The sequence below is a fragment of the Pseudomonas sp. genome, assembly GCF_026224925.1.
Classification (GTDB): Bacteria; Pseudomonadota; Gammaproteobacteria; order Pseudomonadales; family Pseudomonadaceae; genus Aquipseudomonas.
Map to the genome: position 1 here is coordinate 1 of NZ_JAMFRV010000769.1, position 12,952 is coordinate 12,952.

At 57.6% G+C, this 12,952-nt stretch carries 12 protein-coding genes and 3 pseudogenes; 6 read left to right on the forward strand and 9 right to left on the reverse strand.

Translation table 11 applies throughout. The annotated features are described in order from the left end of the window. The 3 genes from M0974_RS32195 to M0974_RS32205 all read left to right on the forward strand — a co-directional run. A partial coding sequence (locus tag M0974_RS32195) for a nucleoside-diphosphate sugar epimerase (protein ID WP_297846245.1) occupies positions 1 to 656 on the forward strand: 656 nt, incomplete at its 5' end. A gap of 276 nt (positions 657 to 932) precedes the next feature. Continuing rightward, on the forward strand, positions 933 to 1,298 hold the full coding sequence (locus tag M0974_RS32200; protein WP_297846246.1) for a DoxX family protein: 366 nt from the start codon (positions 933 to 935) through the stop codon (positions 1,296 to 1,298). 497 nt (positions 1,299 to 1,795) lie between these two features. Continuing rightward, positions 1,796 to 2,578, forward strand: coding sequence for an SDR family NAD(P)-dependent oxidoreductase (locus M0974_RS32205; protein WP_297846259.1), 783 nt, complete (start codon positions 1,796 to 1,798; stop codon positions 2,576 to 2,578). 345 nt (positions 2,579 to 2,923) lie between these two features. On the opposite strand, the gene M0974_RS32210 is transcribed toward M0974_RS32205, so the two are convergent. From M0974_RS32210 to M0974_RS32235, 6 genes and pseudogenes are all read right to left on the reverse strand, one after another. After that, positions 2,924 to 4,552: a methyl-accepting chemotaxis protein gene (locus tag M0974_RS32210; RefSeq protein ID WP_297846248.1), complete on the reverse strand. Its 1,629-nt coding sequence runs from the start codon at positions 4,550 to 4,552 to the stop codon at positions 2,924 to 2,926. 610 nt (positions 4,553 to 5,162) lie between these two features. After that, positions 5,163 to 5,339 carry a hypothetical protein gene (locus M0974_RS32215; RefSeq protein ID WP_297846249.1) on the reverse strand — a complete coding sequence of 59 codons (177 nt, stop codon included), beginning with the start codon at positions 5,337 to 5,339 and terminating at the stop codon, positions 5,163 to 5,165. Next, entirely contained in the window at positions 5,336 to 6,334 is a 999-nt protein-coding gene (locus M0974_RS32220; RefSeq protein WP_297846251.1) for an NADP-dependent oxidoreductase, read from the reverse strand. Before M0974_RS32220 ends, M0974_RS32215 begins: the two co-directional genes overlap by 4 nt. Positions 6,335 to 6,398: 64 nt before the next feature. Continuing rightward, positions 6,399 to 7,288 (reverse strand): annotated as a pseudogene (locus M0974_RS32225) (alpha/beta fold hydrolase). Between the two features lie 84 nt (positions 7,289 to 7,372). Continuing rightward, positions 7,373 to 8,161: an SDR family oxidoreductase gene (locus M0974_RS32230; protein ID WP_297846252.1), complete on the reverse strand. Its 789-nt coding sequence runs from the start codon at positions 8,159 to 8,161 to the stop codon at positions 7,373 to 7,375. Between the two features lie 52 nt (positions 8,162 to 8,213). Next, a complete protein-coding gene (locus M0974_RS32235) occupies positions 8,214 to 9,314 on the reverse strand; it encodes an alkene reductase (RefSeq protein WP_297846253.1) in 1,101 nt (366 codons plus the stop codon). Between the two features lie 149 nt (positions 9,315 to 9,463). Here M0974_RS32235 and M0974_RS32240 point away from each other — a divergent pair, with 149 nt between their 5' ends. After that, positions 9,464 to 10,051, forward strand: a complete 588-nt coding sequence (locus M0974_RS32240) for a TetR/AcrR family transcriptional regulator (protein ID WP_297846254.1) — start codon at positions 9,464 to 9,466, stop codon at positions 10,049 to 10,051. 117 nt (positions 10,052 to 10,168) lie between these two features. On the opposite strand, the gene M0974_RS32245 is transcribed toward M0974_RS32240, so the two are convergent. Next, entirely contained in the window at positions 10,169 to 10,525 is a 357-nt protein-coding gene (locus M0974_RS32245) for a cupin domain-containing protein (protein WP_297846255.1), read from the reverse strand. A 32-nt stretch (positions 10,526 to 10,557) separates the two neighbouring features. Then, positions 10,558 to 11,332, reverse strand: a pseudogene (locus M0974_RS32250) (helix-turn-helix transcriptional regulator). Between the two features lie 186 nt (positions 11,333 to 11,518). Here M0974_RS32250 and M0974_RS32255 point away from each other — a divergent pair. Both M0974_RS32255 and M0974_RS32260 read left to right on the forward strand, forming a co-directional pair. Continuing rightward, on the forward strand, positions 11,519 to 12,004 hold the full coding sequence (locus M0974_RS32255) for an ATP-binding protein (protein WP_297846256.1): 486 nt from the start codon (positions 11,519 to 11,521) through the stop codon (positions 12,002 to 12,004). Between the two features lie 3 nt (positions 12,005 to 12,007). Continuing rightward, complete coding sequence (locus M0974_RS32260; protein ID WP_297846257.1) at positions 12,008 to 12,508, forward strand: GNAT family N-acetyltransferase; 501 nt, start codon at positions 12,008 to 12,010, stop codon at positions 12,506 to 12,508. A gap of 103 nt (positions 12,509 to 12,611) precedes the next feature. Here the strand turns inward: M0974_RS32260 and M0974_RS32265 are convergent. Then, a pseudogene (locus tag M0974_RS32265) lies at positions 12,612 to 12,952 on the reverse strand (ABC transporter permease); the annotation flags it as partial.

A 12,952-nucleotide genomic window follows, 5' to 3' on the forward strand; every position in this document is an offset into this window, starting at 1 on the left:
CTGTCTGGGCTCCCTCGCCCGATTTCAAAGAAGCCAAGGGAGTGATTGCGAACTATGTCCAGGCGCTGACCAAGGCGACGCCATCGCGGGTGGTCGCGCTCTCATCGATGGGCGCGAACAGAACCAGCGGGCTGGGGATGATCATGGCCCTGTCGCTTCTAGAGCAAGGATTTCGCGACCTGAAATTGCCGATCGCCTATGTGCGCGCCGGCGGTTTTTTCGAAAACTTCCTCTACGGCTTACAGGTTGCCCAGGGTGGCACGCTCCCCGTCTACTACAACCCGACAGATCGGAAATCGACCATGGTCGCGACCAATGATATCGGCGCCGAGATCGCAGCGCTTCTAACCGGGCCGGCATGGTTGGAGCATAGGGTCATCGAACTCGGTTCGATGGTCAGCGCGGATGAAGTAGCGACACAGTTGGGGGAAGTCTTGAAGGTCGACGTCAAAGCTTTTGCTATCCCGCGGGCCGGGTGGTCGGCGGCGTTTGAGCAGTTCGGCATTCCGAAGGGCCAGACGGGACCGGCCGAAGCGATGTTTGACGCCGTCAACTCAGGCTGGATGGACCTCGGGGTCGAGGGTACGGAGCACGTCCCGGGCGCGACGTCCGCCCGCGATGTCTTCGCGGCGGCCCAGAAGGCCGCTACAGCGTAGGTCCGCGGATCAGCGGTTCGGAACCTACTCCGGAAACTCGCATCCCCATCGCGATTCTGGCAGAGAGACCGAAACAGCCCGATCTCCCGGGAGCAGACATCACCGAGGGCGATGCTCGCGACCAACACCTGATTGAAGCTGACACCCGTCCTGTGGTGGGAGGTGGTCTCGTAGATCATCTTTTCCAGCCGCAGCATTCCTCGAAAATCAGCCAGCTTGTCGGTCAGGCGGTCACGCCATTTCTCGGCAGCAAACTCATCATTCAAGGTCGTACAAATGTCTAAAATCTCTTTGCGCCAAGCCTTGCCCTTAGCCCTTGCCGCTTTCTTCGTCGTGGGTTCACTCAGCAACATCTTCGCTCCAGGATCTATCTACGAGGAATATCTCAAATGGGGATACCCGAGCTGGTTCCATTTCGTGACCGGATCGCTGGAACTCACTGCTGCCATTCTGCTTTTTCGGGCGCCGAGTCGCCTGTTAGGCTCGGCGCTCGGCTGCACTGTCATGTTTGCCGCCCTCGCGACCGTCATCATCCACGGCGAATACGGGCACGCTGTGCCACCACTCGTCGTGGTGACATTGTCACTTGTGGTCGGCTGGATAAGCAGGCGCAAGCGGATGGCGCTAGCCGAACCGAGCTGACGCAGGGGGCTGCCTTTCGCGCGCTGTCGCCAGCAGCCACAAAGCAAGCCTCCAACGGTCGCTGCCGGGCAACTTGATGGACGTTCCGACCGGCAGGTTTTAGCCCTTGCTGTGTGAAAACGCATGCGCCGTTTTGAAGCCTGCGTTGCTACGTAAAATCTGGCAGCGTTTGGGCTAATCAGCAGGCCGGAAATTTGCGTAGGAACGCGATTTTCGTTCCAGTTCTGACGGTCAAACCTGCTCTAAAACGTTTTCACACAGCCTGGACCCAAACCTGCCATTAATGCTTCATCTCAGGGCGTACGAGATGTCTGAAAACCGCCTAACGGAAATCGAACATTTCTCTTTGGGCACGAGCTTTTGGTCAGCGTTTCCCAGCGTTCAACCCATAGTTCGAATAGACGATGTCGCGAATATCACGACACGTCAGAGTTTCTTCGTACATTCGTCCACCCTAGCCATTGCAGCGAAATATCATCAACGGAGCCAACATGGGAATGCTTGAAGGCCGAGTCGCCATCGTCACCGGTGGCGCCGCGGGAATTGGCCGTGGAATAACAGAGGCTTACGCTCGCGCTGGTGCTTCAGTGCTGATGGCTGATATCGACGTTCTAGCGGGCAACGAGTTTCTCGACTACCTGCCAGCCGACTTTCAGGGCCGGGTGAGTTTTATGCAGGTGGATGTGACGGACAAGGCGCAGGTACAAGCTATGGTGGCCCAGGCTGTCAGCCAATTTGGCCGCTTGGATATCCTGGTCAATAATGCATGGCGTGGTTCGGGTTTTGCTCGTTTAGAGGAGCAGACTGACGAAAAAATGCGTGGTGCCTTTGACATGGCATTAATGGCAGCGTTTTGGGCCATGCAGGCCTCGCTACCGGAGTTCCGGCGTTTGGGAGCGGGGCGTGTCATTAACCTGTGCTCTCTAAACGGCGTCAATGCGCATATGTATAGCGCCGATTACAATGCCGGCAAGGAGGCGCTGCGTACTCTGACCCGTACGGCTGCACGAGAGTGGGCTGAATATCAAGTGTGTTGCAACGTCATCTGTCCTGGAGCTGCCAGCGATGCCTATCAACGTTTTGCGCGCAGCAATCCTGAAAATGCGGCAGCGATGGCCAACGCCAATCCCATGGGTCGTATAGGTGATCCGCTTACCGATATTGCCCCTGTGGCAGTTTTTCTCGCCAGCGACGATAGTCGTTATCTCACCGGCAATACGCTGTTTGTCGATGGTGGCGCGCATATCAATGGCGTTCATTGGGCACCAAAACTGCCTTGATGCTAGTCCGCCATTTGCCGCCAGCGGAGTTCCCACACGCCCATCGCCGTCTGAACGGTTTCAGACGCTTCGGGCTGCGGGCCCTGCGATAGAGCGTGACTAAGTACGAGGCTCAGGTCGACCGGCGAAGACTTAGAGATGAATGTCCGCTTCTGGCCCAGAGTGTGTAAAAACGCACTCTGGGCCGGTTGCGGTCCGTCAGGAAGGGCGGCAATCAAAAGCCGCCCTTAAGGCGCTCATCTGCACCTAAGCCCGCTTGCTGTGGCAGTGGTGATGACCACGCTGGTGTGCTCGTCCTCCTGACTTAGCCCATTTGCAGCTATCGTACCCAAGCTAACAACGTCTTCAGGCTAGCTTGAACCGTGTGACCAAGGCGCTCAGGTCTATCGCCAGCTTTGCCAGTTCCTGGCTGGCCGCATTTGTTTGGTGAGCCCCCGTGGATGTCTGCAGTGCGAGGTCGCGAATATTAACCAGGTTGCGATCTACCTCGCGGGCAACCTGTGCCTGTTCTTCCGACGCACTGGCGATGACTAGGTTACGCTCGGTGATCTGGCTGAACGCTTCCGTAATCTGCTGCAGTGCCTGTCCAGCGGCGCTGGCGATTTCCAAGGTTTCTTGGACGCGCTGGGTGCTGGTGTGCATTGCAGCCATTGTCTGCTCGGTGTCCTTGCGGGTGCCGGCGATCATCTGTTCGATTTCGTGGGTCGACTGCTGCGTACGATGGGCCAGGGCGCGGACTTCGTCCGCCACCACTGCGAAGCCTCGGCCGGCATCGCCCGCCCGCGCCGCTTCGATGGCGGCGTTGAGCGCCAGCAGGTTGGTCTGTTCGGCAATGGAACGGATTACGTCGAGGACTGAACTGATCCCATGCACCCGCTCAGCCAGCTGATTGACCTGGCCGACGGTGGTGCCTGCGTTTTGTGCCACTTGATGAATCGCTGCGATGGTTTGGTCCACTTGGTGGCGGCCATTAATAGCGGTTTTGTCCGCGGTGCTCGATGCCTCGGACGTAGCGGTAGCATTGCTGGCCACCTCGTCCACTGCTGCGGTCATTTCGTTGACGGCCGTCGCGGCCTGTTCTATTTCCTGATTCTGCTGCAGCAATACCTTGCCAGCATTCTCGGTGACTGCATTCAGCTCTTCGGCCGCGGACGCCAACTGGGTCGAAGAATCGACAATATTGAGAATAGTGTCTTTCAGGCTCTGCTGCATGCTGCGCAGTGCGCTAAGCAAGCGGGCCGGCTCATCGTCACCCTCGACCTGGATGGGGCGAGACAGGTCGCCGCCCGCTATCGCTTCAGCCGCCTGAACGGCTTCGCGTAGGGGGGCCACGATGCTTCGGGTGAACAGAGTGGCGAGCACGATGGTCAAGGCGACAGCCAATGCCATAGACAGCATCACACCGATATTGGAGCGCTCGTATTGGCTCTGTGACAGCGTCGCAAAGGATTGTGCAGCAATGCTGTTGAGCTTGATGAGTTCGTTGAGTTGCGCACCGAGCTTGACGGAGTACTGGGTGTATTCGCCGCCCAGCAAAGTGCGCACACCTTCGATATCCCCTTTGCCGGATTTTTCCACCAACTGCATATGAATGCGTACGTAGTCGGCGAGCACCAGCTTGAACACAGCAAACTGGGCCTTTTCATTGTCGCTGCTGATAAGCCTGGCATAGCCGTCCAATTCCTTGCCAAGCTCGCTGATCAGTTCGTCGCCCCGGCTAATGCTGCCACGTAGTTGGCTCTCTTCGCGATCTACTAGGATACGGAAGGAGATGATTCGTAAACGCAGCATCTTGTCGCTAATTGAGCCGAGCGCAACAAAGCTCGGGAGGGTGTTGTCCAGCACCACCAAGGTGCCCTGACGAACAGTCTGCATCTGGCTCTGGGCAAACATCCCGAGGATGATCACTAGCAGTGCGACTGCGGAAAACCCCAGCGCAGCACGGGGGCCGACTTTTAGGCGTCTTAGTAACATGGTGAAGTCCTTTTATTGTCGTCAGTCTTGCGGTGAGCACCGCGACGGAATGTTGGTCTATCGGCCTGATTTCTGGATCCCCAAGGGGCGGAGTGTGTTTTTCGTGTTCGTATTTTGCGAACAGGACATTTGCCTGGCGTTAATGCCGATCCGCGGTTTTAGCAGGCTGCGCCGTCGCGTTAGCCGTAGGCGAGCGCCTGGCCAGTCAGGACCGACGCATCCGCTGCCCCTCAGCGCTGCAAAGCATTGCACTAGCTGCGGCTTCGATTTTGGGCAACCTGGCGGGGCGGGAGAAGGCTTGGCGTGCTTACTCTCAGAGCTCCAGGAGGGGATGACTGAAAGCACTGACTATTGAGGCGAGAGCTACGAGGCCCACGAATCTAGCGAAGACTGACACGCTTGCCATCATGGCGCTGACGTCTACCGCGGCATGCCTTGCGGACGCGCAGTGACTCGTGTGCTTGCGTCATACCCGCCATCTATACCTAGACACCGCAACGGGCAGCTTTTGGCCGGACGCAGTCACCCGATTCTGCCGCCCTCAGATAGCGGTTGGCGTTAGCGATAGTTGGAGCTAGCCATGCTCGCCCCCCTTCATACAACCGGTTTCCTACTGCTCAAGCATCAAATTACGCCAAACGATCACTGGCGGTTCATCGAACACAACGTGCGGTTGCAGCTCTTGCTGTTTTCGCGACTCTGGCGAGGTCACCTCGGATGATGACTGCTGAGGCAGTGAAAGTTGCTCAGCCTCTACGGTTAGCTCATCGATATGTGGCCTCGTCATTTGAGCGTAACAACGACCTTGCCCTTGGCTCGTCCCTGCTCGACGTACTTCAACGCCTCTGCCGTTGATTCAAAGGTGAAGGAGCGATCAACCACAGGTTTGATGATTCCGTCCTCAACGAGCGCGGTGATTTGTTGCAGTTGAGCGCTATTGGCCCGCATGAACACGAACGCATAGCTGACGTCCTGCTTGCGCGTTTTGCGACGAATGCCAAGGCTCAGCAGGCGCATGACTTGCTGCAATGGCCAAGACAACCTTTGCTCCTGCGCGAACTGTGCAGTGGGTGGACCTGAGATAGAAATGAGCTGGCCGCCGGGCTTGAGGACTTTGAGTGACTTCTCCAGTACATCGGCGCCGAGGCTGTTCAACACCACGTCATAGTCGTGCAAGACACTTTCGAAGTTCTGCTGTGTGTAGTCGATCACTGCATCGGCCCCGAGTGCCTTCACCCATTCGACATTCGCGGTGCTGGTGGTGGTCGCGACAAAGGCGCCGAGGTGTTTGGCGAGCTGGATGGCGAGGGTGCCGACGCCGCCGGAGCCGGCGTGGATCAGCACTTTCTGGCCCTTTTTCAGTTGGGCGGTTTCGACCAGCACTTGCCAGGCGGTCAGTGCAACCAAGGGGAGGGACGAGGCTTGTGCCATGGTGGTATTGGCGGGTTTGCGTGCGACCGCGTTTTCGTCCACAGCGATCAATTCGGCGAACGTTCCGATCCGCGCTTCAGGCGGGCGAGCGTAGACCTCGTCTCCCGGCTTGAACCCTGTCACCTGCGCTCCAATCTGAACCACTACGCCAGCCAGGTCATTGCCCAGCACCAGCGGAAATGCATACGGCAGGATTAGTTTGAATTCGCCTTTCCTAATCTTCGAATCCAGCAGGTTGACGCTGCTGGCGTGTACCTCGATTAATACGTCGTGGGCGCCCACTTTAGGGGCGGGCACTTCGCCAATGCGCCCGGTATTCTTGCCATAGCGATCAATTAGAAATGCCTTCATCGTGGTGTGGCTCTTGTCGGTTGAAGGAAGGGCGGTACGCTTTCGGCGTTGATGTGCCGCGTTGTCAGGCATCGAGGAACGCTAGTGCCTTGGCCACGAAGTCAACGTAGTTCTGGAAAATTCCGCCGTGCCCGGCATCTTCATAAATAACCAACTGTGCATTGGGGACGCGGTTGGCCAGCGCCAGCGAGTTAACACTGGGCACCATGATGTCGTTGTCGTTGTCGTTGTCGTTGTCGCCGTTGACGATAAGCGTCGGCGTCCGCAAGCGCCCGAGGTCTTGCGGCGCCTGATTGCCCCACGCGGTGATGGCTTTCAACTGCCGCAGGAAAGCGTAGGGCGTCGGGCCTTTGTCGCGATTTTTTTTTTGCGCGCTTTCAAGCGTTGCAAATACTGCGAGGCGGATCGACGGCCGTTGGGCGTCGAAGTAAAGAACAGGTAGAACTTGGGATCGCACAAGGTCAGTAAGCCTTTGAGCATCAATGGCCACGTGACCGTGCCGACCTTGTCGATACCGGTGCCGCCGGCCGGCCCGGTGCCGGTCAGAATCAAGCGACGCACCAATTTTGGCGCCTTCAGGGCGATGTCCTGAGCGACGAAGTCGCCGAGTGAGAAACCGAGCACATCAACGGTTTCGCACCCCAGCGCATGTATCAGTTGGATGGCATCGTCAGCCATTTCGCCGACCGTCAGTGGTGCGGTTCCACCAGAGCCGCCGATACCGCGATAGTCGGTGGCAATGACGCGCTTGGTTTGTGAAAGGCCATCGGTCATCGCGGGGTCGAAGTTGTCCAGCACCGCGCCCCAATGGTTGAACAGTACGAGGGGCACACCGGTTGTGGGGCCGGTATCGCGATAGGCGAAGGGAATGCCGTTGACCGTGATCGACTGGTTCGCCGCATTGATGAACGACGTCTGCGAACCCGAGTGGGTATTTGCCTTCGTTGGATTCATTTCTACTCCGAACAGCGGGCCGGATTCGATGCAGTGTCTGGCGCGCCTGCATCGAATCCGGCGCGAATGCTCGCTACCAAAAGATCACTGTTTGGTTTGGTAGCGCTGGGCAACCGCAGACTGGCGGATTTGCCCCAGCAGGCCCTGACGTGCGCTCTGCAGGTCATCCCAGCGTTCAGCTTCGTGCAGCGGCGGGATCGTCACCGGTTCGCGACGATCGAAACCGACCAGTGCGGCATCCACCAGATCGCCCACTTCCATGATTTCGCTCAAGGTGTTGATGTCGACGCCGGAGCGATCCCAGATCTCCGTGCGGGTGGCGGCCGGCAGCACGGCCTGTACGTAGACGCCCTGAGGCGAAAGTTCCAGGCTCAGGCCCTGGGAAAGGAACAGCACAAATGCCTTGGTCGCACCGTAGACCGACATGCCAAACTCCGGAGCAAGACCCACCACCGAACCGATGTTGATGATCGCGCCTTCGCCTGCTTTGGCCAGGCGTGGGGCGATGGCGCTGGCAAGGCGCACCAGCGCTGTGGTGTTGAGGGCAACCAGCTGCGCGACGCTGTCGGTGCTTTGGTTGATGAAGCTACCGGACAGGGCGGCTCCGGCGTTATTGACGAGGATGCCGATACGGGCGTCGTCGCGCAGCCGGGTTTCAACGGTTGTCAGATCGCCGAGTTGGGTCAGGTCCGCCTGAATCACATCGACGGCGACGCCGTGTTCGCTGCGCAATCGGGCTGCAAGTGCGTCCAGGCGTGCCTGGTCTCGGGCGACCAGTAACAGATCGTGGCCGCGTTGCGCGAAGCGCTCGGCGTAGACGGCGCCAATGCCGGTGGAGGCGCCAGTGATGAGAACAGCAGGGCGAGTGCTCATGGGTTATCTCTCTTTCAGGATGTGTGAAACAGAAAGCGCGATCACTGATTGCTCAGCTTGCGGTGGCGCTCGATTCAGCCAACGTCGGGTAGTCGATGTAGCCTGCTGCACCGCCGCCATAGAGCGTGGCGGGATTGAAGGTGGACAACGGCGCGCCACTTTTGAGGCGCTCTACCAGATCCGGATTGCCAACGAACGGGCGACCGAATGCGATCAGATCGGCCTGGTCTTCGGCGAGCCTTGAAGTCGCCAGGTTCAGGTCATAGCCGTTGTTGGCGATGTAGGTGTTTTTGAAGCGCTGGCGCAGGGCGCCGAAATCGAATGGCGCCACGTCACGCGGGCCACCGGTCGCACCTTCGACCACGTGTAGATAAACCACGCCGAGGGCGTCGAGTTGCTCGACGACGTAATGGAATTGCGCCTGCGGATCACTGCTGGATACGCCATTGGCCGGCGACACCGGAGACAAGCGCACACCTGTGCGATCCGCGCCGATTTCATTGACGACTGCTGCCGTCACTTCGAGCAACAGACGCGCACGATTTTCAATCGAACCGCCGTAAGCATCAGTACGCAAATTGGCGCTGTCCTTGAGGAATTGATCCAGCAAATAGCCGTTTGCACCGTGAATCTCCACGCCGTCGAATCCGGCAGCGACAGCGTTTTCCGCGGCCTGGCGGAAATCGGAGACGATCCCCGACAGCTCTCTGATGTTCAGCGCGCGCGGCTCTGAGACGTCTTCAAAGCGGTTGTTGACGAATACTTTGGTGGCGGCGCGCAGCGCAGAAGGGGCCACGGGTGCGGCTCCGTTTTCTTGCAGATCAACGTGCGACACGCGGCCGACATGCCACAGTTGCAGAAAGATTTTCCCGCCCTTGGCATGGACTGCATCGGTCACTGTGCGCCAGCCGTCTATCTGCGCCTGCGTGTAAATCCCGGGGGTGTCCTGATAGCCCTGGCCCTGTTGGGAAATCTGCGTAGCTTCGCTGATCAGCAAGCCTGCGCTAGCGCGTTGGCTGTAATAGGTGGCCGCGAACTCGCTGGGTACAAAGCCTTCGCCTGCGCGGTTACGTGTCAGCGGCGCGAGGACGATGCGGTTCGACAGCGTGAGGGTGCCAAGCGTGTAAGGGGTGAACAGAATCTGGTCGGTCATGTGGTATTTCTTCCGTGCCCGTTGATGGAGATCGGTGGTGCGTGCAATTAGGATGATGATCGAAATCTAAGCTGTCAACTATTTTGATTATGGTCAACATCTATGTATCATTGGACGCATGATTTCCCAGCGGACACGAGGTATTGCACGTGAGAGTGACCAAGGCCCAGGCGCAGGCCAATCGAAAGCACATCGTCGAGACAGCCTCTGAGCTGTTCCGTGAGCGTGGCTTTGACGGCGTCGGTGTGTCGGATCTCATGGCGGCTGCCGGTTTCACCCACGGAGGTTTCTACAAGCATTTCGGTTCGAAGGTCGACCTGATGGCCGAAGCCTCTGCCTGCAGTCTTGCCAAGTCGCTGGCAGGTGCCCAAGCGCTCGACGTTCCGGGCTTCATAGGCGTCTATGTGACGAGGGAACATCGGGACGGACGTGGCAGTGGTTGCACCATGGCCGCGTTGTGCGGCGACGCGGCGCGTCAATCGGATGATTTGAAAGCGACGTTTGCCGAAGGGATCGAACACACCCTGCAAACGCTGGGGGAAAAATATCCGACGGGGCCGGACTCCGCGGCGGGTGAGGGGAGAAAGAAAATGATCGACCTGCTGTCGCGTGCTGTCGGCGCGATTATTTTGTCGCGTGCCTGCCCGGATGATTCCGCGCTGGCGGATGAGATCCTTGAGGTGTGCCGCGCTGAAATGTTTGCTTCGTTGCCGAACGATGATGTGGAGGCGGTTTAGAGGGGCGGCTCATTCAAAGCGTAGTTTTCGGTTGAAGTTCGATTTTATGCTCGGACCAGAAAGTCAATTTTGGGTCGAAAGCTGCGGCTCACGAATGACAGCTTTGACCGATAGCGGCTATTCGCAGCAAGGACGCATGGTAAGACTGTTCAAAAAAAACACGAGCGCCGTCCAAACCTGTGCAAGACGGCGCCAGCCGTTTATATCCAGACGTCGTTTTCGGCCGTGTTCGCCCGGGCCGACAAATGCGCTGCCATGAGGCAGGTCGATACGTAGTTTTCCCTCAAGTACGAGGAATGCCTCGTCGGTTTCGGGGTGGGAATGCCAGATGAACTCCCCCTCGATGCGCACGACCTTGAACTGGTAGTCGTTCATCTCGGCGACGATGCGGGGACTCCATTGTTTATCTATGATCGAGGCCTTGTGCGCCAGGTTCACAGCTTGCAGGCTCGGCTCGTTTTGGGAGTAGGGCATGACGTATCCTCTATCAAGTGGGAGTCGTCAGCCTAACGAAGGGCAAGCAAACAACTCTTGTACGATCCTGCAAGTTGTCGATGTGCCAACAACCGCTCCAGCCAACGCGACGGCGGTACTCCGTAACAGCGAGTGAAGTGGCGGGTCATGTGGCTCTGGTCATGAAACCCGGCCGCCAACGCTGCATCCACCAGTGTGAACCCACTGAGGACCAGTCCGCGGAATTGATCCAGGCGCCGCAGGGTCACGAACCGATAGGGGCTGGTCCCATACAAAACCCTGAAGTCACGAGAGAGGCTCCAGCGCTCGCGCCCGCTAGCGTGCTCAAGCATCTCCAGCGTAATGCTCATGTGAAGGTGCTCTAGGATGAACTCCCTGGCCCGTGCGGCGGCGTGGTAATCCAGACGCTTGCGTCCGCGCGGTTTGCCCGCGACCGCCCGCAATCCCATGGCGAGGTCGAACAGCGCGTCCTGTTCTTCCATGGCGTCCAATGGATGATCCATCGCCTGCATGAAGGACTCGCTCGCCTGATGCAACCGTGGATCGCTCGAAAGTCCACCTACCGGCCATACCATCGTGCACCTCGTCAGGATGCAGGATAAGCGTATTGCCAGGAATGCCATGGCGAATGCTGCCCTTGTAGTGGAAGCTCTGCACGCCCGAGAGGGTGCGTCCGATGGAGTAGGTATCGTGGCGGTGTGGATCGTAGCCATGCCCGCCGAACCACGCCTCGATACGCTCTACCTGCCCAGGCGTCGAGTTTCGCACTACCCAGTCGGTAGCCATATTCGACTCTCCTCGATCCATGAATGTCATATCCGATAAGGCAGTTGTCCTGTCGGCGATAGCCCGCTGACAGGGCAAAGATACCCGCTCTTGAGAGCTTACGTCAGTGTCTGCAATCGACCCGAAGCTGTCGGTCGGCATATCTTCCAATTGCCCAGTCAGCCGGAGGCGGGCATCATCCATGGTTCGACATAAGGACACGTCTCCATGCCCATACCGAAACTTCACCTCATGTGCGGCAAGATCGCATCTGGTAAATCAACCCTCGCAAAGTCCCTCGCTTTTGAACAGGCCGCGGTTTTGCTGAGTGAGGATCAGTGGCTCTCACGGCTCTACCCTGGCGAGATAAAGTCAGTGGCGGATTACGTGCGTTTTGCCCACCGGATTCGCAGTGTCTTGAGCCCTCTGGTCATCAATATGCTGGAATCAGGTGTTTGTGTGGTTCTGGATTTTCCTGCCAACACCACTGCGGATCGTGCTTGGTTACGCAACTTGGCGGAAGCTGCGCAGGTGCCGCACTGTGTGCACTATCTCGAGGTGGATGAAGACATTTGCCGTGCCCGGCTGCACGTCCGCAACGAGAGCGGCGAGCATGACTTTGCAGCTACCGACGCTGAGTTTGATTTGATCACCCGCTATTTTCGGGCTCCAGGTAAGGAGGAGGGGCTTGATATCGTGGTTCACCGCCCGTGATCAATGAAAGCATTTAGAGTTCGCGAGTTAAAAAGTACTGATGCTGAAGCGTTGCTGGCATTCGAAATCCATAACCGTGAATGGTTTGAATCTCATATTGATGCGCGCGATCCTTCTTTTTACTCATTGCAGGGTGTCACCGATCATATTGAATGCTTTTTATCCGATTTTGCTATCGGCGCCTGGCACCCTTTTGTAATCGAAGATTCCAGTGGGAAAATAGTGGGTCGAGCAAATTTGAAAAGCATAAATTCACCGAAGGGTTCTGCGGAAGTAGGCTATCGGATTGATCAACGCGCTTGCGGGCAGGGACTGGCAACACTGGCGCTGAGACATCTAATCCAAGAGGCACAGATGCGTTGGGGACTTACGCAACTAGTTGCTTATGTGTATACGGAAAATGTGGGTTCAAGAAAAGTAGTTGGTCGGTGCGGGTTCTTGTTTGAACAACCATCGTGTGACGAAAAGACCGGGGGAGAATGCCGATTTGTCCTTTCGATCTAGTTAAATTTTTTCAACGATTCTGAGTGCAGTTGTGCTGCCAAACCTGGGCAGTAGACTGAGCGGTCAATTCATTTTTCTACCGATAGCGATATACACTGCATGACTATTCGGTGGCACAGTTACGCGCAGTGATGCCCTTTTCCTTTTCCTTTGCGTAAGCGGCGGACTTAGCCTCAATCAGTGGGCGCAAGGTGGCACGATCTGCCTGTAGCCAGTCGGTCACCAGCACCCACTTTTGTCCGTCCCACTGCTGCACGCGGGCTGAACCGCCACTTTCATGGTCAGCACAGGATAGCCTCAATGGCGCCAGCAGTCCTTCGAAGCCCATAGCTTTCAGTCGAGCAGCGTCAATGTCCGGATGTTCAAACGCCCAACGAGTTTCCTCATCATTCAGGGCGCGATTACCGAACTTTTGCTGGCCAGTACGTAACGCCAGCAGCAACC